At 69.4% G+C, this 22,684-nt stretch carries 18 protein-coding genes; 13 read left to right on the forward strand and 5 right to left on the reverse strand.

Annotated features, from left to right (window positions below):
- Nucleotides 1-223: 223 nt before the first annotated feature.
- Complete coding sequence (locus LR948_RS05730) at nt 224-1,225, reverse strand: DUF6456 domain-containing protein (protein ID WP_232753020.1); 1,002 nt, start codon at nt 1,223-1,225, stop codon at nt 224-226.
- 215 nt (nt 1,226-1,440) lie between these two features.
- Between LR948_RS05730 and LR948_RS05735 the strand changes: the two genes are divergently transcribed.
- Nucleotides 1,441-1,758, forward strand: a complete 318-nt coding sequence (locus LR948_RS05735) for a DUF6477 family protein (RefSeq protein WP_232753021.1) — start codon at nt 1,441-1,443, stop codon at nt 1,756-1,758.
- On the opposite strand, the gene LR948_RS05740 is transcribed toward LR948_RS05735, so the two are convergent.
- A complete protein-coding gene (locus LR948_RS05740; RefSeq protein ID WP_232753022.1) occupies nt 1,749-3,296 on the reverse strand; it encodes a trimethylamine methyltransferase family protein in 1,548 nt (515 codons plus the stop codon). The genes LR948_RS05735 and LR948_RS05740 overlap by 10 nt on opposite strands.
- A 240-nt stretch (nt 3,297-3,536) precedes the next feature.
- On the opposite strand from LR948_RS05740, the gene guaA reads away from it, so the two are divergent.
- From guaA to LR948_RS05790, 10 genes are all read left to right on the forward strand, one after another.
- Nucleotides 3,537-5,111 carry a glutamine-hydrolyzing GMP synthase gene (gene guaA / locus LR948_RS05745; RefSeq protein WP_232753023.1) on the forward strand — a complete coding sequence of 525 codons (1,575 nt, stop codon included), beginning with the start codon at nt 3,537-3,539 and terminating at the stop codon, nt 5,109-5,111.
- A 7-nt stretch (nt 5,112-5,118) separates the two neighbouring features.
- Nucleotides 5,119-5,778 (forward strand): YrbL family protein, encoded by a 660-nt coding sequence (locus LR948_RS05750; RefSeq protein ID WP_232753024.1) that lies wholly within the window; start codon nt 5,119-5,121, stop codon nt 5,776-5,778.
- A 58-nt stretch (nt 5,779-5,836) separates the two neighbouring features.
- Nucleotides 5,837-6,694, forward strand: coding sequence for a DMT family transporter (locus LR948_RS05755; protein ID WP_232753180.1), 858 nt, complete (start codon nt 5,837-5,839; stop codon nt 6,692-6,694).
- Nucleotides 6,695-6,799: 105 nt separating this feature from the next.
- Nucleotides 6,800-7,918, forward strand: a complete 1,119-nt coding sequence (locus tag LR948_RS05760; RefSeq protein ID WP_232753025.1) for an OmpP1/FadL family transporter — start codon at nt 6,800-6,802, stop codon at nt 7,916-7,918.
- 282 nt (nt 7,919-8,200) lie between these two features.
- Nucleotides 8,201-9,124, forward strand: coding sequence for a DMT family transporter (locus LR948_RS05765; protein WP_232753026.1), 924 nt, complete (start codon nt 8,201-8,203; stop codon nt 9,122-9,124).
- A 50-nt stretch (nt 9,125-9,174) separates the two neighbouring features.
- The gene (locus LR948_RS05770; RefSeq protein ID WP_232753027.1) at nt 9,175-10,053 is read left to right on the forward strand and encodes an ATPase; all 879 of its coding nucleotides are present in this window, start codon (nt 9,175-9,177) and stop codon (nt 10,051-10,053) included.
- 101 nt (nt 10,054-10,154) lie between these two features.
- A complete protein-coding gene (gene metA / locus LR948_RS05775; RefSeq protein WP_232753028.1) occupies nt 10,155-11,105 on the forward strand; it encodes a homoserine O-succinyltransferase in 951 nt (316 codons plus the stop codon).
- Nucleotides 11,106-11,112: 7 nt separating this feature from the next.
- The gene (locus tag LR948_RS05780) at nt 11,113-12,084 is read left to right on the forward strand and encodes an alpha/beta fold hydrolase (RefSeq protein ID WP_232753181.1); all 972 of its coding nucleotides are present in this window, start codon (nt 11,113-11,115) and stop codon (nt 12,082-12,084) included.
- Nucleotides 12,085-12,149: 65 nt separating this feature from the next.
- On the forward strand, nt 12,150-13,019 hold the full coding sequence (ppk2, locus tag LR948_RS05785) for a polyphosphate kinase 2 (protein ID WP_232753029.1): 870 nt from the start codon (nt 12,150-12,152) through the stop codon (nt 13,017-13,019).
- A complete protein-coding gene (locus LR948_RS05790; protein WP_232753030.1) occupies nt 13,012-13,629 on the forward strand; it encodes a TetR/AcrR family transcriptional regulator in 618 nt (205 codons plus the stop codon). The genes ppk2 and LR948_RS05790 overlap by 8 nt, the downstream gene beginning before the upstream one ends.
- A gap of 67 nt (nt 13,630-13,696) precedes the next feature.
- Here LR948_RS05790 and der read toward each other — a convergent pair whose 3' ends face one another.
- From der to LR948_RS05805, 3 genes are all read right to left on the reverse strand, one after another.
- Nucleotides 13,697-15,157 carry a ribosome biogenesis GTPase Der gene (gene der, locus LR948_RS05795; protein WP_232753031.1) on the reverse strand — a complete coding sequence of 487 codons (1,461 nt, stop codon included), beginning with the start codon at nt 15,155-15,157 and terminating at the stop codon, nt 13,697-13,699.
- Between the two features lie 72 nt (nt 15,158-15,229).
- Nucleotides 15,230-16,570, reverse strand: coding sequence for a PQQ-like beta-propeller repeat protein (locus LR948_RS05800; protein WP_232753032.1), 1,341 nt, complete (start codon nt 16,568-16,570; stop codon nt 15,230-15,232).
- Nucleotides 16,571-16,631: 61 nt separating this feature from the next.
- Nucleotides 16,632-17,294 carry a tetratricopeptide repeat protein gene (locus LR948_RS05805; RefSeq protein WP_232753033.1) on the reverse strand — a complete coding sequence of 221 codons (663 nt, stop codon included), beginning with the start codon at nt 17,292-17,294 and terminating at the stop codon, nt 16,632-16,634.
- 286 nt (nt 17,295-17,580) lie between these two features.
- On the opposite strand from LR948_RS05805, the gene LR948_RS05810 reads away from it, so the two are divergent.
- Together LR948_RS05810 and LR948_RS05815 are read left to right on the forward strand one after the other, a co-directional pair.
- The gene (locus LR948_RS05810) at nt 17,581-18,906 is read left to right on the forward strand and encodes an efflux RND transporter periplasmic adaptor subunit (RefSeq protein ID WP_232753034.1); all 1,326 of its coding nucleotides are present in this window, start codon (nt 17,581-17,583) and stop codon (nt 18,904-18,906) included.
- On the forward strand, nt 18,903-22,622 hold the full coding sequence (locus LR948_RS05815) for an efflux RND transporter permease subunit (RefSeq protein ID WP_232753035.1): 3,720 nt from the start codon (nt 18,903-18,905) through the stop codon (nt 22,620-22,622). The genes LR948_RS05810 and LR948_RS05815 overlap by 4 nt, the downstream gene beginning before the upstream one ends.
- The last annotated feature ends 62 nt before the right edge of the window (nt 22,623-22,684 follow it).

Raw genomic sequence — 22,684 nt, forward strand, 5'->3', positions numbered from 1 at the left:
CACGCAATTTCTTAATGGTTGTGGCGCAACATAAAGCCCAGCGGGCCGATTTGCCAGTGCTGCCGGCCGCATAACGGACATGCGACGCACCCGAGCGCCGTGACGAGTTCGGCTCGCGCCTCAGGCGGTTTCGCGGCGCTTGCGGGCCTCGCGCGGCTCTGGACGGCCCCTGCGTCACTTCCGCGCCGCGCGCCGCCGGGCGGGCCGCGCGCCCTGCCCCGGCTCAGCCGATCATCTCCGCCGCCTGCCCTTCGTCCGACCGGTAGAACTGCGCCAGCCGCTCCAGCGCGATGCGCAGCACCACCTTGCCCGAGCGCGCCGACCAGCCGAGCCGCTTCTCGATGGTCTCGATCCCCTCGAGCAGGCAGCAGCAGCGCAGCGCCACGTCGCCGAGCCCCGGGCCGAGCCGCTCCAGCACCGCGAGGAACCGCGCCCGCGCCGGGCCGTGGCCGGGCCCGGCCTGGGCCAGCGCGCGCTCGGCCGGGGTGCCGCGCAGGATCGCCAGGGCCGCGCGCGGCGGCACGCCCGAAAGCTCGAAATCCTCGCGCAGGAGCCGCCCGGCCGTGACATGGCGTTCCTGCAGGAACGGCCGCCCGTCCGGGCTGCGCCGCCGCGCCAGAAGCGTCAGCGGCGCCTCGGCGGCGCAGAACCGCGGGCCCGGCGCGGGGTCGTCCTGCGCACAAGGTCGACAGGGCGCGCCCGGCGCCTCCGGCACCTGCCGCGCCAGCGCCTGCCGGCCCGCGGCGGTGATCCGGTAGCGCGAGATCCGCCCGGGGCTCGCGCAGGCGATCCAGTCGCGCAGCGCCATGGCCTCGGCCTCCTCGGCGCGCAGGACCGCGAGCCGCGCGCTACCGCCGCCCGCCTCGTCGCGGACCACCACCGCCTTGTCCATGTCGCGCGCCACGGCCAGGACCGCGCCCGGTTCGGCCAGCCGCGCCAGCGCGCCGATCATGGCCTGTTCCGCCGCCTCACCGCCGCCGCCCGCGCTTTTCGTCTCGAGCGCCGGCATCTCTCCGAGCCGGGTCAGCGCGGCATCGACCAGCGGGTCGTCGCGGCGCATCTCGAGCCGCCGGATCTGCCGCAGGATCGTCGAGGCATGCACGCCCGAGCGCCGCGCCAGGGCCCGGAGCGAGATCCCGCCCTCGGTGTGTTCCAGGTAGTGCAGCGCCGCCGCGGGCACCCCGCCCGGAAAGCGCGTCCCGCGCGTCTGTTCTGTGACCGGCATCCAATTCCCCTCGCTCAAAAGGCCCGGACCGCGAAAGCCGCTCAACCCAGGCGCGTTTCTCCACCCACGCGGCAAGGATGCCACATTCGAAAAAGTGTTTGTTTCCTGATCGTAAACAATTCTTAACCAACCGCGCGCTGCGGGATGCGCGCAACGCAACACCCGCTTGGGTTGACTAGACTTTCCGGGATGCAGCGGCGGATCGGGAGGTGAAGATGGGACAGGACATGGGGCCGGGCACGGCGGAAGGCACAGGGCTGAAGCGCCCGCGGCTCCTGGTAGAGACGGCGCGGATCAGCGCCGCGCGCTACCGGCGCGAGCGGCACCTGCGCGGGCTTCTGGGCGGAGAGAGCGCCGAGGATACCGCCCCGCTGGGCGTCCTGCGCGCGCTCGAAGAGGCCGAGGAGACCAGCCGCCGCGCCGGCGCGGCGGGCTACCGCGCCACCCGGCACGTCGCACTTCTGGGCGCGCTTCTCGGCGAGATGCGGCGCGCGGCGCAGGAGGCGCCCCGCGCGCCCGGGGGTCAGGAATAGGCGTCGGACATCTCGGATTTGCGGCGCGCGACGAAGTCCGACAGCGCCTCTGCGATGCCGGGATCGAGCGTCGGCGTCACATAGGCGTCGAGCTTCTGGCGCACCTTGATCTGCGCCAGGCTCGCGCTGTCGCGGGCGCCTTCCTCGGACCAGGTCTCGAAGGGTTTGTAGTCCAGCACCTCGGAGCGCCAGAAGGCGGTCTTGAAGTTGCGCTGGGTATGCGCGCAGCCCAGGTAGTGCCCGCCGGGCCCGACCTCGCGGATGGCGTCCATCGCCTGGTGCTCCTCGTCGATCATCACGCCCTTGGCGAGCTGGTGCAGCGCGCCCAGCTGATCGGCGTCGAGCACGAATTTCTCGTAGGAGGACACCAGCCCGCCCTCGAGCCAGCCGCAGGCGTGCAGCATGAAGTTCACCCCCGACAAGAGCCCCATGTTGAGCGAATTCGCCGTCTCATAGGCGGCCTGGGCGTCGGGGATCTTCGAGCCGCAGAAACTGCCCGAGGAGCGGTAGGGCAGCCCCAGCCGCCGGGCGAGCTGCCCCGCACCATAGGTGATATGCGCGGCCTCGGGCGTGCCGAAGGTCGGCGCCCCGGAGTTCATGTCGATCGAGGTCACGAAGGCGCCCATGATCACCGGCGCGCCGGGGCGCACGAGCTGCGAATAGGCGACGCCCGCCAGCACCTCGGCCAGCACCTGGGTCAGCGTGCCTGCGACCGAGACCGGCGCCATGGCCCCGCCGACGATGAAGGGCGAGATGATCGCCGCCTGGTTCGCCGCGGCATAGGTCTCGAGCGCGCCCATCATCACGTCGTCGAAGGTCAGGGGCGAGTTGATGTTGATCAGGCTGGTCATCACCGTGTTCTCGGCGATGAAATCCGCCCCGAAGAGCAGCTTGCACATCTCGACCGAGTCGGCGGCGCGACCGGGGTCGGTGACCGAGCCCATGAAGGGCTTGTCGGTCAGCGTCATGTGGGCGTGCAGCATGTCGAGGTGGCGCTTGTTCACCGGCACGTCGGTCGGCTCGCAGACCGTGCCGCCGGAATGGTGCAGCCATTTCGACATATGGCCGAGCTTCACGAAGTTGCGGAAATCCTCGATGGTGGCGTAGCGCCGCCCGCCTTCGAGGTCATGCACGAAGGGCGGGCCGTAGACCGGGGCCAGCACCAGGTTGCGGCCGCCGATCTCGACGTTCTTCTCGGGGTTGCGGGCGTGCTGGGTGAACTGGCTGGGTGCTGTGGCGCAAAGCTGGCGCGCCAGCCCGCGCGGGATGCGCACCCGTTCACCTGTGACATCGGCGCCCGCGGCGCGCCAACGCTCCAGCGCGGCGGGGTTGTTCACGAAGTTGACGCCGATCTCCTGCAGGACCGTTTCGGCGTTCTCCTCGATGACGGCGAGGGCTTCTTCGTTCAGCACCTCGAAATTGGGGATGTTGCGCTCGATGTAGCGGGCGGTCTCGATGGTGGTGGCGGTCCGTTCCGCCCGGCGCGCCGCGCCACCGCCGCCTCCCCGTCCGCGCCTGCGTGCCGCTGCTTCGCTCATGACCCCAGCTCTCCGATCTGTCCCGGGGCGGTCGTCCCGCCCGTTTTGCTGCTGTCTAGCCCAGCCGGAGCGCCCTGCCCTGTCCCGATTGCGCCGCTCCAGGTGGAAAAGCGACATTCAGCGTCCCGGGCCGCCTTAAGGGATCGGATCGCGCCGCGCCGCCCCGGGAAGGGCCACAGCAGCGCACCGCGGCACAGAGCGGCCCTTGCGGAGCGGGATTGTCGGGCTTAAGCGACAGACATGGAAGAACATGCCCGCCACCACGAGCGCCTGCTCATCGTCGACTTCGGCAGCCAGGTCACGCAGCTCATCGCGCGCCGCCTGCGCGAGCTGAAGGTCTATTGCGAGATCCACCCCTACCAGAAGGTGACCGATGCCTTTCTCGAGGACTTCGCGCCCAAGGCGGTGATCTTCTCGGGCGGGCCCGACTCGGTGACCCGCGAGGGCTCTCCGCGCCCGCCGGCCCGGGTCTACGACCTCGGCGTGCCGATCCTTGGCATCTGCTACGGCCAGCAGGTGATGATGCAGGACCTCGGCGGCGCGGTAAAAGGCGGCGAGGGCACTTCGGAGTTCGGGCGCGCCTTCGTGGAGCCCACCGAAGAGCGCATCGACCTTCTGAACGGCTGGTTCCTCGACGGCTCACACCGCGAGCAGGTCTGGATGAGCCACGGCGACCACGTCGCGGCCATCGCGCCCGGCTTCAAGCCTTACGGCACCTCGCCCGGCGCGCCCTTCGCGGTGACCGCCGACCTCGAGCGGCGCTTCTACGCGGTGCAGTTCCACCCCGAGGTGCACCACACCCCGAACGGCCGGACGCTCTACGAGAACTTCGTGCGCGACGCGGGCTTCTCGGGCGACTGGACCATGGGCGCCTACCGCGAAGAGGCGATCCGCAAGATCCGCGAACAGGTCGGCGACGCCAAGGTGATCTGCGGGCTCTCGGGCGGGGTCGACAGTTCGGTCGCGGCGATCCTCATCCACGAGGCCATCGGCGACCAGCTGACCTGTGTCTTCGTCGACCACGGGCTGCTGCGCCTGAACGAGGCCGACGAGGTGGTCTCGATGTTCCGCGACCACTACAACATCCCGCTGATCCACGCCGACGAGAGCGACCTGTTCCTGGGCGAGCTCGAAGGCGTCAGCGACCCCGAGGAGAAGCGCAAGACCATCGGGCGGCTCTTCATCGACGTCTTCCAGAAGCACGCGGGCGAGGTCGGCGGCGCCGAGTTCCTGGCCCAGGGCACGCTTTATCCCGACGTGATCGAAAGCGTCAGCTTCTCGGGCGGCCCCTCGGTCACGATCAAGTCGCACCACAACGTCGGCGGCCTGCCCGAGAAGATGGGCCTGAAGCTGGTGGAGCCGCTGCGCGAGCTCTTCAAGGACGAGGTCCGCGCGCTCGGCCGCGAGCTGGGCCTGCCCGACAGCTTCATCGGCCGCCATCCCTTCCCCGGGCCCGGCCTCGCGATCCGCTGCCCCGGCGAGATCAGCACCGACAAGCTCGAGATCCTGCGCAAGGCCGACGCGGTCTATATCGACCAGATCCGCAAGCACGGCCTTTATGACGAGATCTGGCAGGCCTTCGTGGCGATCCTGCCGGTGCGCACCGTGGGCGTCATGGGCGACGGCCGGACCTACGACTACGCCTGCGCCCTGCGCGCGGTGACCTCGGTCGACGGTATGACGGCGGATTACTACCCCTTCAGCCACGATTTCCTGGGCGAGACCGCCACGCGGATCATCAACGAGGTGAAGGGCATCAACCGCGTCACCTACGACGTGACCTCGAAACCTCCGGGCACCATCGAGTGGGAGTGAGGGCGCCATGCCGCACGCGCTTTTGCTCAATCTCAGGGACACCCAGCGCCTGGCCGGCGGGTCGGAGCGCCACGTCTTCCGCATCGAGGGGCGGACCGACGTGGTGGTCAAGGTCATGCGGTCGAAATACCTGCGCAGCCTGCGCATGGCCGACGACCGGACGCTGCTGGGCTGGCTGAAGGTGCGCCGCGCCTATGCGCTTTTCCGGCGCGAGCAGAAGGCGCTGGGCGACGTGATGCTGCGCGCCGCCATCCGCGAGGAGATGCCGCCGGTCATGGGGTTCCGCGGCTACATCCTGACCGAAAAGGGCCTGGGCCAGATTGTCGAGATGATCGCAGACGAAAACGGCGGCGTCGCCCCGAGCCTGCACGACCAGCTGCAGGACGGCAGGGTGACCGAGGCGCAGATCGGAGCGCTCAATACCTTCGTGGCGCAGCTCTACGACTGGCACGTCGTGGCCCATGACCTCAGCCCCAAGAACATCGTCTGGAACGGCCCGCAGGCGCGTTACGTGCTGGTCGACGGCTTCGGCGACCGCGCACTCCTGCCGCTCAAATCCTGGAACCGGCGCCTGAACAACCGCCGCCTCGACCGCGCCTTCAAGGAGATGGGCGAGAAGTCTGGGCTGACCTGGATGCGCGAGAAGCGGGCCTTCGCGCGTGACTGACCAGAGCCGCCCCCTGCCCGCCCAGCCCCGGAGCGACACGATCCGCGCGGCGATCTGGATGATCGGGGCGATCGTGTCCTTCATCTCCATGGCGATCGCCGGACGCGCGGTCAGCATCGAGCTCGACACCTTCGAGATCATGCTTTTCCGCAGCCTGATCGGCATTTTCATCGTCTGGGCTCTGGCGGGTCTCTTCGGCCGCGCCCACGAGATCCGCCGGGCCCGCATGGGGCTGCACCTGGTGCGCAACATCAGCCATTTCGCGGGCCAGAACTTCTGGTTCTACGCGATCACGGTGATCCCGCTCGCGCAGGTCTTCGCGCTGGAGTTCACCTCGCCGATCTGGGTGATGCTGCTCTCGCCGCTGATCCTGGGCGAAAGGCTCACCAAGACGCGCGGCATCGCGGCCTTCGCGGGCTTCATCGGGGTGCTGGTAGTGACCCGCCCCTCGCCCGAGACGTTCCACTTTGGGTTGATCGCCGCGGCGCTGGCGGCTCTGGGCTTCGCGGGCTCGGCGGTCTTCACCCGGCGGCTGACGCGCAGCGAGAGCATCGTCTCGATCCTGTTCTGGCTGACGGTCATGCAGGCGGGCCTCGGGCTGATCTGCGCGGGCGCCGACCTCGACATCGCGCTGCCCTCGGCGGCGAGCTGGCCCTGGGTGGCATTGATCGCTTTCGCGGGACTCGTGGCGCATTTCTGCCTGACGACCGCGCTCAGCCTCGCGCCCGCGACCGTGGTCATGCCGATCGATTTCACCCGCCTGCCGCTGATCGCCGTGGTCGGCATGCTGCTTTACGCCGAACCGCTCGATCCCTTCGTGCTTCTGGGGGCGGCGGTGATCTTCGCGGCCAATTACTTCAACATCTGGTCCGAGACCCGCGGCGGCGCTCGCGCAAAAGCTGTGACAGAAAAGTGACGTTACGACCCTCCCCCGGTAGCTGACGCCGGGTCAAAATTGCTGCGACGCACCCCCTGGCGGTATTGAGGCGCCAGGAGGAGTTACCCAGGGAAGAGGGACACCATGAAATACGCACTACTCGGCGCCTCGGCTCTCGCCATGGCCGCCGCATCGGCGCAGGCCGGCGGTGTTGATCGCTCGGGCCAAAGCCTCGATCCGATCTTCGAAGACGGAAACTACGTCGAACTGAGCTTCGGCTCGGTGAACCCGAGCGTTTCGGGTTCGGAACTGCCTGGCCTCGGCCAGGGCGGCTCCGGCTCGGACGACATGGCCACCGGCTATCTCCAGCTCGGCCTGGCCTACAAGCGCCAGATCACCGAGGATTTCTCGCTCAGCCTGATCTACGACCAGCCCTTCGGCGCGGACGTCGATTACCCGACCGGCACCGGCTACTACGCCGCCGGCTCGAACGCCGAGCTGAACTCGCACGCGATGTCGCTGATCGGCCGCTACATGCTGAACGAGAACTTCAGCGTGCACGGCGGCGTGCGCTACCAGACGCTCGCGGGCAAGGTCGAGATCGACAACTTCGTCGGCCCGGCACAGGTCCTGAACTACGAGGGCGACCTCGAGAAGGACGGGGCCTTCGGCTACTCGGTGGGCGCGGCCTACGAGATCCCCGACATCGCCCTGCGCCTGGCGCTGACCTACAACTCCGAGATCACCACCGACCACGAGTCGCCGGAGAACGTGAACGGCGCGGCGGTGAGCTCCTCGACCGAGATCACCACCCCGCAGTCGGTCAACCTGACCTTCCAGTCGGGCGTGGCCAAGGACACGCTGGTCTTCGGCGGTGTGCGCTGGGTCGACTGGAGCGAGTTCGACATCACGCCCATCGGCTACCAGAACGCGACCGGTGCCTCGCTCGTCTCCTATGACGACGACACCTACAGCTACACGCTGGGCGTCGGCCGCCGCTTCTCGGAAGCCTGGGCCGGGTCCATCTCGGTTGGCTACGAAGAGCAGCAGGGCGGCATCGCCTCCAACCTCGGCCCGACCGACGGTTACTGGTCGCTCGGCCTGGGCGGCGCCTATACCTACGAGGGCGTCGAGATCTCGGCCGGCATGCGCTACGTCTGGATCGGCGACGCCGAGACCCAGAACGCCGTGGCGAACCCCGCCGCCGAGTTCGAGGACAACAACGCCCTTGGCGTGGGTGTGAAGGTCGGCGTGACCTTCTGATCCGACGCGGGTCTTGCGAGATTTAGACGGCCCGGTTGCCTTGGTGGTGACCGGGCCGTTTTCTTTGGTTTTGCGCGGGGTAGAGCGGACCGAGGGGCTCTGCCTGAGGTGGGCGGAGCGCGACCGCGTTTCTTCGCAGCTTCGGCCACACCCCCGGAAGCCAGCCACAACGGCTCCGCAGCCCCAGGGCCCGCCCACAAGCCGCCACCCTCACCACGCCCACCCCCACCAACCCGCAGGATTCGGATCGCGCGCCCCCGCGCCCTCGGCTAAGCCTGTGCCATGGCACCGCAAACCAGCATCTCCGCCCGCGCCTGGATCGAGCTCACGCTGCTCGCGATCATCTGGGGCGCCTCCTTCCTGGCGATCCGCACCGCGCTTGACGAGATCGGGCCGCTGACCGTCGTCTTCTTCCGCGTCGGCATCGCGGCCGTGGTCCTCTGGGGCTGGATCTGGCTGCGCGGCCTGCCGCTGCCCAAGGGGGCCGCGCTCTGGCGGGCGGGGCTGGTCATGGGACTTCTGAACAACGTCCTGCCCTTCACGCTCATGGCCTGGGGGCAGCTGCATATCACCACCGGGCTGACCTCGATCTTGAACGCCACCACGGCGATCTGGGGCGCGCTGGTGGCGAGCCTCGCCTTCGCCGACGAGCGGCTGACCCCGCGCCGGGCCCTGGGCATCGCCCTGGGCTTCGGAGGCGTCGCCATGGCGATCGGGCCAGCGGCGCTTGGCGGGTTGGAGCTGGCCAACCTCGGGCAGTTCGCGGTGATCGCGGGGACGCTCTCCTACGCGCTGGCGGGCGTCTGGGGGCGGCGGCACCTGTCGAACCTGCGCCCCGAGGTGGCGGCCGCCTTGATGCTCACCGGCGCCAGCGCGCTGATCCTGCCCTTGATGCTGGCTGTCGAGGGCCTGCCGCCGCTGCAACTCGCCCCCATCACCCTGACGGCGGTCCTCTACTACGCGGTGATCGCCACGGCCTTTGCCTATCTGCTCTATTACCGCATCCTCGCCATGGCGGGCGCCTCGAACCTGATGCTGGTCACGCTGATGATCCCGCCCATTGCCATTGCGCTTGGCGCGCTGGTCCGTGGCGAGACGCTGCCGCCCAACGCCTGGGCCGGTTTCGGGCTCCTGGCGCTGGGGCTGCTGGTGCTCGACGGTCGCGTCTGGGCCCGGCTCGCGCGGCGGGGCGTCACAAGGGTTTGACGCCGATGCGCGCTCTGGCTAGGCCTCCGGAACGCAAGGGGGCGAGGCAGATGCGACGGATCTACGAGACAGCGGAAGACTGGCGCCAGGCGCCTGAGAAGCGGGTGCTGCTCTTTGCCATGTCGGGCCTGGGCAAGACCCATGTGGGCAACATGCTGCGGGCCGGCGGCGGCTGGTTCCACTACTCGATCGATTACCGCATCGGCACCCGCTACATGGGCGAATACATCGCCGACAACGCCAAGCGCGAGGCGATGAAGAACCCCTTCCTGCGCGACCTGCTGCTGTCCGACTCGATCTACATCGGCTCGAACATCACCTTCGACAACCTCGCGCCGGTCTCCACCTACCTCGGCAAGCCCGGCGATCCCGAGCAGGGCGGCATGGAGATCGCCACCTACCGCCAGCGCCAGAAGCAGTTCCGCCGCGCCGAGATGCAGGCGCTGCTCGACACCGGCTATTTCATCGATCGGGCGCAGGACCTTTACGGCTACCCGCATTTCCTCTGCGATACCGGCGGATCGATCTGCGAATGGGTCGACCCGGAAGATCCCGAGGACCCGATCCTCTCGGCGCTGTCGCGGCGCTGCCTGATGGTCTGGATCGAGGGCAGCGAGGCCCATACCGAAGAGCTGGTCCGCCGCTTCGACCGGGCGCCGAAGCCCATGGCCTACCAGCCGGAGTTTCTCGAGACGGTCTGGGCCGACTATCTCGCCGAGATGCAGATCGCGCCCGACAAGGTGAACCCCGACGCCTTCATCCGCTGGACCTATGCCCGCGCCCTGGCGCACCGCCAGCCGCTCTATGCGGCCATGGCGCGGAACTGGGGCGTCACCGTCACCGCCGAGGAGATGGCCAGCGTCACCAGCGAGGCGGGCTTCACCGAGGTCATCGCCGCGGCGCTCGACCGCGCGGCACCCTCGGGCTGAGGCGAACACAGTCGCATGAGCCGCCCGCCCGGGCGGCTTGAGACCGGTCCGGCCATGGCCTATCTCTGGCCCTCGCCCGCATCCCCCCTGAAGGTGATCCCATGCCGATCAAGCTGCCCCGCACCCTGCCCGCCTACGAGGTTCTCGACCGCGAGGGCGTCATGGTCATGGGCGAGGATGCGGCGGACCAGCAGGACATCCGGCCCTTGCGCATCGGGCTTCTGAACCTGATGCCGAAGAAGATCGCCACCGAGAACCAGTTTGCCCGGCTGATCGGCGCGACGCCGCTGCAGATCGAGCTGTCGCTGATCCGCATGACCGAGCACCAGACGCGCAACACCGCCGCCGACCACATGGAGAGCTTCTATCGCCCCTTCGCCGAGGTCGAAGCCTCGGGCGAGAAGTTCGACGGGCTGATCATCACCGGCGCCCCGATCGAGCACCTGGAGTTTCCCGAGGTCACCTATTGGGACGAGCTGCAGCGCGTCTTCGACTGGACCCAGAGCCATGTGCACTCGACCTTCGGCGTCTGCTGGGGCGGCATGGCGATGATCAACCACTTCCACGGGGTGCCGAAGCACCTCCTGAACCAAAAGGCCTTCGGCTGCATCCGGCACCGCAACTGCGCGCCGGCCTCGCCCTACCTGCGCGGCTTCTCCGACGACATGGTGATCCCGGTGTCGCGCTGGACCGAGCTCAAGCGCGAGGAGATCGAGGACGTGGGCCTGCGCATCCTGATCGACAGCTCCGAGACCGGCCCCTGCCTCGTCGAGGACATCGATCACCGTGCGGTCTACATCTTCAACCACCTGGAATACGACAGCCACACCCTGAAAGAGGAATACGACCGCGACGTCGCCGCGGGCCAGCCGATCAACGTGCCGGCCAATTACTACCCCGGCGACGACCCGGCCGAGCCGCCGCAGAACCGCTGGCGCAGCCACGCGCATCTTCTTTATGGAAACTGGATCTCCGAGATTTACCTGACCACGCCGTATGACATGGCCGAGATCGGCCGCTCCTCGACCGACCTGCGGAAAAAGGGTCTCTGACGTGGCGATGATGGGAAAACTGGCACTGGCGTTTGGGCTGGTGGCGCTGGCGGGCTGCGCGGCGGGCGGGCTCGGCACCGCGCGGTCGGCCAAGACGCAAGAGACCTGGCCGCCGATCGGGCGCTTCGTGACGCTCGACGACGGGCGGCGGGTGCATGCCTTCGTGACCGGCGAGGGCCCGGACCTCGTGCTGATCCACGGCGCCAGCGGCAACGTGCGGGATTTCACCTTCTCCTTCCTCGAGGAGGTGAAGGACGACTACCGCGTGATCATCTTCGACCGGCCCGGGCTGGGCTATACCGACCGCGCCAGCCCCGAGGTCGCGGGCGCCTTCACCACCGAGGCCGAGACGCCCTTCGAGCAGGCCGCCATGCTGAAGGAAGCCGCCGACAAGCTCGGGGTCGAACGCCCGGTCGTGCTGGGCCATTCCTACGGCGGCGCGGTGGCCATGGCCTGGGGGCTCAATCACGATCCGGCGGCCCTGGTGGTGGTCTCGGGGGCGACGATCCCCTGGTCGGGCGGGCTTGGTCCGCAATACCGGGTGCTGGGCTCGGCGGTCGGCGGGGCCATCGTGCCTTACATCGCCCGGCCCTTCGCCACGCGCGGGCGCATCGAGACCGTGACCGAGGCGATCTTCGAGCCGCAGCCGATCCCCGAGGGCTACCTCGACTACGTGGGCCCGGGCCTGACGCTGGAGCTGGGCGCGATCCGGGCCAACGCGCGGCAGGTGAACACCCTGCATGCCGCCGTCTCGGAGATGGCGCCGCGCTACCGCGAGGTCACCGTCCCGATCGAGATCCTGCATGGCGCCGAGGACGAGGTGGTCCCCCCGCAGGTCCATGCCGAACCGCTCATGTCCCTGGTTCCCAACGGCAATCTGACCCTGGTCGAGGGCATCGGACACATGCCGCACCACTGGGCCCCGGGCGCGGTCCGCGCCGCCATCGACCGCGCCGCGGCGCGCGCCGGGCTGCGCTGAGCGTTTGCGTTAATCCTTTTCACATCCCATATTCGCGAGACCCCGAGGCCCGCGAGGAACCCGCCATGTCCAAGCCCTTCGACGGCGCCATCAGCGCCTTCTACCAAGACGGCGCCCCCGAAGAGATCCGCCGCGCCATCGCCGGGGCCGACCGCAAGGACATGCTCGATCCCGACTATCCGCACGCCCGCCGACTGGGTCGCGACACCTACGAGGACCAGCTCGCCGCGCTGCAGATCGAGCTGGTCAAGATGCAGGCCTGGGTGAAAGTAACGGGCGCGCGGGTCGTGGTGGTCTTCGAGGGCCGGGACGCGGCGGGAAAAGGCGGCACGATCAAGCGCTTCCGCGAGAACCTGAACCCCCGCGGCGCGCGGGTGGCGGCCCTGCCCAAACCCTCGGACACCGAGGCCTCGCAGTGGTATTTCCAGCGCTACATCCAGCATCTACCGGCCGCCGGAGAGATCGTCTTCTTCGACCGCTCCTGGTACAATCGCGGCGTGGTCGAACATGTCTTCGGCTTCTGCACGCCAGAGGAGCGCGAGCTCTTCTTTGCCCAGGTCGCGGATTTCGAACGGATGTTGGTCAACGACGGCATCCGGCTCACCAAGTTCTGGCTGAACGTCGGCCGGGCCGAGCAGCTGCGCCGTTTCCTCGCCCGCGAGGGCGATCCGTTGAAACACTGGAAGCTGTCCTGGATCGACGTCGAAGGGCTGAAGAAATGGGACGCCTATGGCGCCGCCATCAGCGAGACGCTGGAGCGTTCCGACAGCCCGCATGCGCCCTGGACGGTGATCCGCAGCGACGACAAGCGCCGCGCGCGGCTCGCCGCGATCCGGCACGTGCTGACCGGGCTCGACTACGATCAGAAGGACCCCGCCGCCCTGGGCACGCCCGACGGCGCGATCTGCGGAGGGCGCGACATCTGGCATGTCTAAACGCGGCTATCATCACGGCAACCTCAAGCAGGCGCTGATCGACGCGGCGCTCGAGCTGATCGAGGAGCGCGGCCCCACCGGCTTCACCCTGTCCGAGGCAGCCAAGCGCGCGGGCGTGACCCCGGCGGCGATCTACCGGCATTTCGACGGCCGCGAAGCGCTGATCGCCGAGGCCGCCCGGCAGGGCTACGAGATCTTCGTCGACGTCATGGAATACGCCTACGAGTCGCGCCAGCCCTCGGCGCTGGCGGCCTTTGAAGCCACCGGCGAGGCATACCTCGCCTTCGCGCGGCGCTACCCGGGCCATTACATCGCGATGTTCGAATCCGGGGTCTCGGTGAACCACAGTCCTGCGCTCGCCAGCGTCGCCAACCGCGCCTGGTCGGTGCTGGAGCGCGCGGCGGCGGATCTCTCCAAGCACATCCCCGAGGACCGGCGCCCGCCGGCGCAGATGTTCTCGGCCCATATCTGGGCGATGTGCCACGGGGTGGTGGAGCTGTTCGCGCGGAACTCGCCGGGCAACAAGTCGCCCTTTCCGGCCGATCAGCTGCTCGAGACCGGCATCGGCGTCTACCTGCGCGGCCTCGGGCTGATCCCGCCGGACAATTGAGCCATCACGCGAGGAACGCGCGCCAGCCCCTTGTTCCGCCGCGCTTTCCCGGCGCGGCGCAAAGCGCCTAGCCGGTGTTCTTCTTCAGGTGCTTCTTCAGCGCGCCGGCGTTCTTCTGGCGCCGCGCCCGGTAGGGGTTCTTGTCGCCCTGTCCGCGCATCACGAGCCGGATCGGCGTGCCGGGCATGTCGAAATCCGCGCGCAGCCCGTTCACCAGGTAGCGGGTGTAGCTGTCGGGGATGCGGTCGGGATGCGAGCACATCACCACGAAATGCGGCGGCCGGGTCTTGGCCTGGGTCATGTAGCGCAGCTTGATCCGGCGGCCCTGCGGCGCGGGCGGCGGATGCGCCTCGACCATGGCGCCGAGCCAGCGGTTGAGCTGCGCCGTCGGCACCCGGCGGTTCCAGACCTCATGGGCGCGGATCACCGCTGCCTGCAGCCGGTCGAGCCCGCGCCCGGTCTTGGCCGAGACGGTCACCAGGGGCGCGCCCCTGAGCTGCGGCAGGAGCCGCTCGAAGGCCTCGCGCAGCGAGGACAGCTTGGCGTTTTTCTCGGGCTCGAGGTCCCATTTGTTCACCGCCACGACCACCGCACGGCCCTCGCGCTCGGCCAGGTCGGCGATGCGCAGGTCCTGCTGCTCGAAGGGGATCGCGGCGTCGAGCAGGACCACCACGACCTCGGCGAACTTGACCGCGCGCAGCCCGTCGGAGACCGACATGCGCTCGAGCTTGTCCTGCACCTTGGACTTCTTGCGCATGCCTGCGGTGTCGAAGATCCGCGTCGGCGTGCCACCCCAGTCGAGGCTGAGCGAGATCGCGTCGCGGGTGATGCCCGCCTCGGGGCCGGTGAGCAGCCGGTCCTCGCCCAGAAGCGCGTTGATCAGTGTCGACTTGCCGGCGTTCGGGCGGCCCACCACGGCGACCTGCAGGGGCTTGTCCTCGGTCGGCACCGGCATGGCCTCGTCGGCCTCCTCGGAGACCGGCAGGCTCAGCTCGGGCATGGCCGCCTCGGCTTCGGCCTCGACCTCGGCGAAGCGGTCCGAGATCGGCAGCAGCGCGGAATAGAGGTCCGGCATGCCTTCGCCGTGTTCCGAGGACAGCGCCAGCGGCTCGCCGAGCCCGAGGTTCCAGGCCTCGATCACGCCGGCCTCGGCGGCGCGGCCCTCGGCCTTGTTGGCGACCAGGATCACCTCGCCCGCGCGCTTGCGCAGGATGTCGGCGAAGATCTCGTCGGTGGGGGTGATTCCGGTCCGCGCGTCGACCATGAACAGGCAGACGTCGGCCTCGTCCACGGCGCGTTCGGTCAGCCGCCGCATCCGCCCCTCGAGCGAGTCGTCGGTGGCATCCTCGAGGCCCGCGGTATCGACCACGGTGAAGTTCAGGTCGCCCAGCCGCGCCTCGCCCTCGCGCAGGTCGCGGGTCACGCCCGGCTGGTCGTCGACAAGCGCCAGCCGCTTGCCCACCAGGCGGTTGAACAGCGTGGACTTGCCCACGTTGGGGCGGCCGACAATGGCTAGTTTGAAGGACATGGGCGCACCGGCCTTTCGGATCGCGTCAGAGCCACGCGACCTAATCGATTTGTCCTGCCGTGAAAAGGGGCCTCAGCGGAAGGCGTGCAGCCGGCCCCGCTTGGAGACCACGTAAAGCGTGCCATTGGCCACGATCGGCCGCGTGGTCGCCCCGCCCGGCACCTCCACCGAGCCCGCCAGCGCCCCGTCCGAGGGCCGGAAGAAGCGGATCAGCCCATCCGAGGAGGCCACCGCCAGGTGGCCGCCCACGAGGATCGGCCCGTGGTTGGCATAGGCCCGGTCGCGGCGCCGCATGGGGCGGCGGCTCTCGACCCAGCCGGGCAGTTCCACCGCCCAGATGCGCTCGCCGGTCTCGGCGTCGATGCGCACCAGTTCGTGCAGGTCGGAGACCACATAGACCGAGCCGCCAGCGGCCCAGGGCATGTCGAAGGCGCCCATGGGCACGGTCCAGCGGCGTTCGCCGGAATAGAGATCGAAGGCCGCGAAGCGCCCCGAGTGGCTGCCCGCGTAGACGGTCTCGCCCGCGATCAGCGGATCGCCCGAGATGTCGTCCACGGTCGAGAGCGCCCGGCCCGTGCGCCGCCCGGCGAGATCCGCCGACCAGAGCGACAGCCCGCCCTGCTGGAAGGTCGACTGCATGGTGCCCGCGCCGAAGGAGAAGATCACCCGGTCGCCGCCAAGCGCCGGGGCCGGCGCGCCCGCGACGTTGTTCACGTCGCCCGCGGCCCCGTCGAACTGCCAGCGCACGCGGCCGTTGCCGGTCTCGATGGCCCAGGCGATATTGTCGCCCGAGGTCACATAGACCAGCCCGCCCGAGACGGTGGGCGCCCCGGTCGCCGTGGCGTCGAGCTCCTGGCGCCAGATCGGCGCACCGCTCGAGGCATCAAGCGCGGTCAGCACGCCGAAGCCCGAGGAGACGTAAAGCACCCCGTCGGCCACCGCGAGCCCGCCGCCCTGCGCCTGGCGCGCGCCGTCGCGCGGCGGCACGACCGAATGGCTCCAGGCCTGCGCGCCGTCGGGCGTGGTGGCGGTGACGGTGAAATCCGAGGACATCGTGTAGATCGCCCGGCCATCGGTCACCGGGTCGACGTTCAGCCGGACCTTGCGGCCGTCGCCGTCGCCGATGTTCGCCGACCAGAGCGGCGCGACCGGCAGCGACAGGTCCGCATGGGTGGTCCGCAGGGCCTGGGTGACCGGGCTTTGCGCCCATTGGGCGTTGCGCTGCGCGGCGGGCAGCGCCGCGGGCAGGCTCTGGTTCTCGGTCTCGGCGTAGCGATAGGGATCGGCCGCACCTTCGGTGGTGAGCACCTCGCGCAGGCCCATGCGTTCGCCCGGAAGGATCGCCTCCGGTCCGCCGCAGGCCGCAAGCAGCGTCAGGCCCGCGAGCCCTGCCAGTATCGTCCCGTTCCGCACGCTATCGCCCCCGTTCGCCCGTGTTCGTCGTGCCGTCCCTGCCCCTCGGGGCGCGCCGGGATCAGCCGGTCTGCAGCTCTCCGCCGAGCGCAACAATCAACTGAGACGCCCGCTGGCGCAAGCCCTGCGTCACCTCCGAATCCGACAGGATCGCGGTCAGCCGCTCAAGCGCCGCCTCGCGGTTGCCGGTTTCGATCTCGATCAGCGCGAGCTGCTCGCTGGCCAGCAGTCTCAGCGGGTTACCGGGCTGGGACAGCGCCTCGAAGCCCTGGCGGCGTTCTTCGGGGGCCATGGTGGCCGCGCCCTCGGTCAGCGCCTTGAAGCTCGCGATGTTGCGGTAGATCTCGGCCACCTCGCCATTGGTGGCGACCTGTTCCAGCGCGGCGACGGCGGCGTCGCTTTCGCCCGCCTCGGCGCTCTGGCCGGCCTCGATCAGGCGCAGCATGGCCGCGGCGCTGTCGTTCGGCGGGGTGATCTCGGAGAGCGCCGCGCGGCGGTCGGCCAGTTCCTCGGCCTCCAGCGCGGCGAGGATCGCCGAGCCGAAGCTCTGCGCCTCGGCGCGGGCCGTGGCCGCCTGGTATTCCCGCCAGGCCGCGCCGCCGACGATCAGAAGGACCACGAGGACCGCGATCCAGCCGTAGCGCCGCAGATAGCCGTAAAGCCGGTCGCGGCGGACTTCCTCGGTCACTTCGTTGATGAAGCTGTCGGTGTCGGTATTGCTCAAAGCCGGCTCCCTGCTCGCCCGCGTTTCGGCCCCTCTTACACGCAGCTTCCGGGCCTCACAAGCGGGCCGCCCGGGGGCGATTTGCCCAATTTTCGTGCTTTTCCCGCGACAGAGCGCGCAAAACCCGGGGGTGGGCGGCATTTTGCGCCTTGCATGGTGGGGCCTCTGACTTGAAGGCCAATGGCGCGACACTTAATCTAAACGGAACGGTTCAGCGTATCTCACGCAGACGTTGCCAACCACAGGCGGTGCGCCCCCGGCGCCTGCCGAGATCCAGGACGACCCGATGCGCCTCTTGCCCCTCCTGACCGCGCTCCTCGTCGCTGCCGCGCTTTATGGCATCGTCATCGAACGGGACCGCCTTCTGAACTTTGCCCGCGACATCGCGCCTTCGGCGCTGTCGGGCGAGGCGCCCGCCGCCCCCGAGGAGACCGCCGCCGAGGCCGCGCCGGAGCCCGAAGCCCAACCCGAGGCCGAGACCGAGGGCGCGGTGAAGGTCATGGCGCGCGCCAGCACCGCGCAGGAGATTGACGCCCAGGTGCTGCTGCGCGGCGAGACCGAGGCCGCCCGCATGGTCGAGGTCATGGCCGAGACCACTGGCCGTGTGATTTCGGACCCGCTGCGCAAGGGCGCTTTCGTCGAGGCCGGAGAGGCGCTCTGCGTGCTCGACCCCGGCACCCGCGAGGTCTCGCTGGCCGAGGCCGAGGCCTCGCTTGCCGATGCGCGCTCGCGCGTGCCCGAGGCCGAGGCCCGCATCCCCGAGGCCGAGGCCCGGGTCGCCGAGGCCGAAGCCGCACTCGAGGAAGCCAATATCAACGCCAATGCCGCCAACCGCCTGTCGGAAAGCGGTTTCGCCTCCGACACCCGGGTTGCGGCGACCACCGCGGGGGTGCGCTCGGCGGAGGCGGCGGTCAGCTCGGCCCGCGCCGGGCTCGAAAGCGCCCGCGCCGGGGTGGAAAGCACCAAGGCCGCGATTGAGAGCGCCGAGGCCGCCGTGGCCCGCGCCGAGGACGAACTGGCCAAGACCACCATCAAGGCGCCCTTCGCAGGGCTTCTGGAAAGCGACACCGCCGAGCTTGGCGCGCTGATGCAGTCGGGCGGCATGGGCGGCGCGCCCTGCGCCACGATCCTGCAGCTCGACCCGATCAAGCTGGTCGGCTTCGTCCCCGAGACCGAGGTGGGCCGCATCGAGGTCGGTGCCCCCGCCGGCGCGCGGCTGACCGAGGGCGGCGAGATCGCGGGCCGGGTGACCTTCGTCTCGCGCTCCGCCGATCCGGTGACCCGCACCTTCCGCGTCGAGGTCACCGCCGACAACGCGGGCCTCGCCATCTCCGCCGGGCAGACCGCCGAGATCGTGATCGAGGCCGAGGGCGAGCCCGCGCATCTCTTGCCGCAATCGGCGCTGACGCTGAACGACGAAGGCCAGATCGGCGTGCGCACGGTCACCGAGGAGCGGACCGCGCTGTTCCTGCCGGTCGAGATCCTGCGCGACACCGCCCGCGGCATCTTCGTCGGCGGGCTGCCCGATGAGGTCGACGTGATCCTTCTGGGGCAGGAATACGTGACCGACGGCGTGCCCGTGGCACCCTCCTACGAGGAGATCCTGCAATGACGGGAATCGTCGACTGGGCCGCGGGCCGCGCCCGGATGGTGCTGGCCTTCATCGCCCTGTCGCTGGCCGTCGGCGCCTTTGCCTATATCACCCTGCCGAAAGAGGGCGAGCCGGACATCGAGATCCCGGCGCTTTTCGTCTCGGTGCCCTTCCCCGGCATCTCCGCCGAGGACGCCGAGACGCTGCTGGTGAAGCCGATGGAGACCGAGCTGGCCGATCTCGACGGTCTCGACCGGATGTCGGCCACCGCCGCCGAGGGCTATGCCGGCGTGGCGCTGGAGTTCGAGTTCGGCTGGAACAAGACCCAGATCATGGCCGATGTGCGCGACGCCATGTCGAACGCCGAGGCCAAGTTCCCGGCTGGCGCCGAGCAATATTCGATCAACGAGATCAACTTCTCGGAATTCCCCATCGTCATCGTGAACCTCACCGGCGACCTGCCCGAACGCACCATCGTGCGCGTTGCGCAGGACCTGCAGGACCGGCTCGAGGCGCTGGACCCGATCCTCGAGGCCGCCATCGCGGGCAACCGCGACGAGATGCTCGAGGTGATCATCGATCCGCTGAAGCTCGAAAGCTACAACGTCACCGCGGGCGACCTGATCAACGTGGTGCAGAACAACAACCAGCTGATCGCCGCGGGCGAGGTCGAGACCGAGACCGGCGCCTTCGCGGTGAAGATTCCGTCCAGCTTCGACGACGCCCGCGACGTCTATGACCTGCCGGTCAAGGTAAACGGCGACCGGGTGGTGACGCTGGGCGATCTGGCGACGATCAACCTCACCTTCGAGGACCGCGCCTCCACGGCGCGTTTCGACGGCCAGCCCTCGGTCGCGTTGCAGGTGGTCAAGCGCAAGGGCTTCAACATCATCGACACCGTCGACCAGGTCGAGGCGGTCATCGCCGAAGCCGAGGCCGGCTGGCCCGACGAGCTGCGCGCCGCGGTCGACCTCGGCACCTCGAACGATCAGTCGCGGCAGGTGGCGTCCATGGTCAGCCAGCTCGAGGGTTCGGTGCTGACCGCCATCGCGCTGGTGATGATCGTGGTGCTGGCCGCGCTCGGCACCCGGCCCGCCTTCCTGGTGGGTTTCGCCATCCCGACCTCCTTCCTTCTGTGCTTCGTGCTGCTTGCCGTCATGGGGGTCGCGGTCTCCAACATCGTGATGTTCGGGCTGATCCTCGCGGTCGGCATGCTGGTCGACGGCGCCATCGTGGTGGTCGAATACGCCGACAAGCGCATCTCCGAGGGCTCGGGCCCGATGCGCGCCTATGTCGAGGCCGCCAAGCGCATGTTCTGGCCGGTGGTCTCTTCCACGGCGACGACGCTCTGCGCCTTCCTGCCGATGCTCTTCTGGCCCGGCGTGCCGGGCGAGTTCATGGGCATGCTGCCGGTGACGCTGATCTTCGTCCTCTCAGCCTCGCTGGTGGTGGCGCTGGTCTATCTGCCGGTCATGGGCGGGGTCACGGGCCGCTTCTCGCGCACGCTGGAGAACGCCAGCCAGGGGCTGCGCGCCGCCCTGCCCTGGGTGGTCCGCGCCGCACTGGTGCCGGTGGTCCTTTTCGGGCTGTTCCTCGGCGCCATGATGGTGCTGAACCCGGCCTATCTTTTCCCGCCGGTGGCCGAGGGCTGGGCGGGCCGTCTGCCCGGCGCCCTGGTCTTCGTCCTCTCGGCCGTGGCCGCCTCCATCGTCCTCGACGCCGCCGCGATCCGCCGCCAGCAGAAGCGCGTCCGCGCGGGTTACCGCCGCTCGCCCTTCGGCTGGTTCGTCGCCGCCATCGTCGCCAACCCGGTGGGCCCGATCGTCGCCATCGCCACGGTCGGCTTCTTCGTGGTCTCGACCTTCAGCTACTTCGGCGAGAACAACAACGGCGTGGAGTTCTTCGTCGAGAGCGAGCCCGAGCAGGCGCTCCTCTACGTCCGCGCCCGCGGCAACCTGAGCCTCGCCGAGAAGGACGCGCTGGTGCGCCGCGCCGAGGCCATCGTCATGGCCCATCCCGGCACCCGCAACGCATTCGCCTTCGCCGGCGACGGCGGGCTGACCTCGAACACCGGCGGCGCCGAGGCGCCCAAGGACACCATCGGCCAGATCCAGTTCGAGACCATCCCCTGGGAGGACCGCAAGGACGACCCATCGCTCGACGGCGACCGGGTCATCGCGGAGCTCTCCGAGGCGCTGCAGGTGATCCCCGGCATCCAGACCGAGGTGCTGAACCTCGCCATGGGCCCGGCCTCGGCCAAGCCCGTGCACCTGCGCATCAGCGGCGACAGCTGGACCGACCTTCTGGAGGCCGCGACCCGCGTCCGCGGCCAGTTCGACGCCACTCCGGGGCTGCGCCTGATCGAAGACAGCCGCCCCCTGCCCGGCATCGACTGGCAGATCGACGTCGACGTCGAGAAGGCCGGCCGCTACGGCGCCGATGTGGCCACCGTGGGCGCCATGGTGCAGCTCGTCACCCGCGGGCTCCTGCTCGACACCATGCGGGTCGACAGCTCCGACGAGGAGATCGACATCCGCGTGCGCCTGCCCGAGGAGGACCGGGTCCTCTCAACCCTCGACACGCTGAAGGTGCGCACCGCCGAGGGGCTGATCCCGCTGTCCAACTTCACCACCCGCGAGCCGGTCGCCAAGCTCGCCGAAATCAGCCGCGTCGGGCAGAAGCGTTATTTCGACGTGAAGGCCGATGTGGCGCCGAACCTCTTCAAGGCCGTCACCCCGGGCCCCGAGGGCACCACCGAGGCCACGCTGCGCCTTCTCGAGGGCGCGGCCAGCGCCGAGGACGCCCCCGTGGTGACGGCCCAGGGCGGCGCGCGCTACGCGGTCCTCGACATTGGCGCCGAAACCACCCCCGAGGCGGTCTCCGACGCGCTCCAGGCCGGCGATCTGAGCCTCGTGCCGGTCACCCCCAACGAGCGCATCGCCACGCTGACCGCCTGGCTCGAGGCCAACCCGCTGGCTCCGGGGCTCGACTGGGAATGGACCGGCGACCAGGAGGACCAGGCCGAGAGCCAGGCCTTCCTCGGCCAGGCCTTCGCGGCGGCGCTGGGGCTGATGTTCATCATCCTGCTGGCGCAGTTCAATTCCTTCTACAACGCCGTGCTGGTGCTGCTGGCGGTGGTCTTGTCCACCACCGGGGTGCTGATCGGCATGCTGGTCATGGACCAGACCTTCTCGATCATCATGACCGGCACGGGGATCGTCGCGCTCGCGGGGATCGTGGTGAACAACAACATCGTGCTGATCGACACCTACCAGGAATACGAGCGATACATGCCGCGCACCCAGGCGATCATCCGAACCGCCGAGGACCGCATCCGCCCGGTGCTCCTGACCACGATCACCACCATGGCGGGCCTCGCGCCGATGATGTTTGGTCTCTCGCTCGACTTCTTCGGCGGCGGCTATTCGATCGACAGCCCGACCGCGCTCTGGTGGAAGCAGCTGGCCACCGCGGTGGTCTTCGGGCTCGGCATCGCGACCTTCCTGACGCTGCTCTTCACGCCCTCGATGCTGGCGCTGCGGGTCTGGGTGACCACCTATGCCCGCTGGATCGCCCGCGCCTTCGCACGGCTCTCCATGGGCCGCTCGAGCCGGGTCGCCCGCGACTGGGCGCTCAACCGCGAGGCCCGGCGGGTGCGCGCGCCGACCATCCTCTGGGAAGAGGCCGCCCCGGTCCCCGCCGAGGCCCGCGCGGCACCCTTGCGCGCCGCCGAGTGAGCGCCGCCCCTCTGGCATCCCGGGCCGTCAGGGATTAAGCCGTCGCCAAGAGCGTGACAGGA

The sequence above is a fragment of the Roseivivax sp. GX 12232 genome (genome assembly GCF_021272185.1).
Lineage (GTDB): Bacteria > Pseudomonadota > Alphaproteobacteria > Rhodobacterales > Rhodobacteraceae > Roseivivax.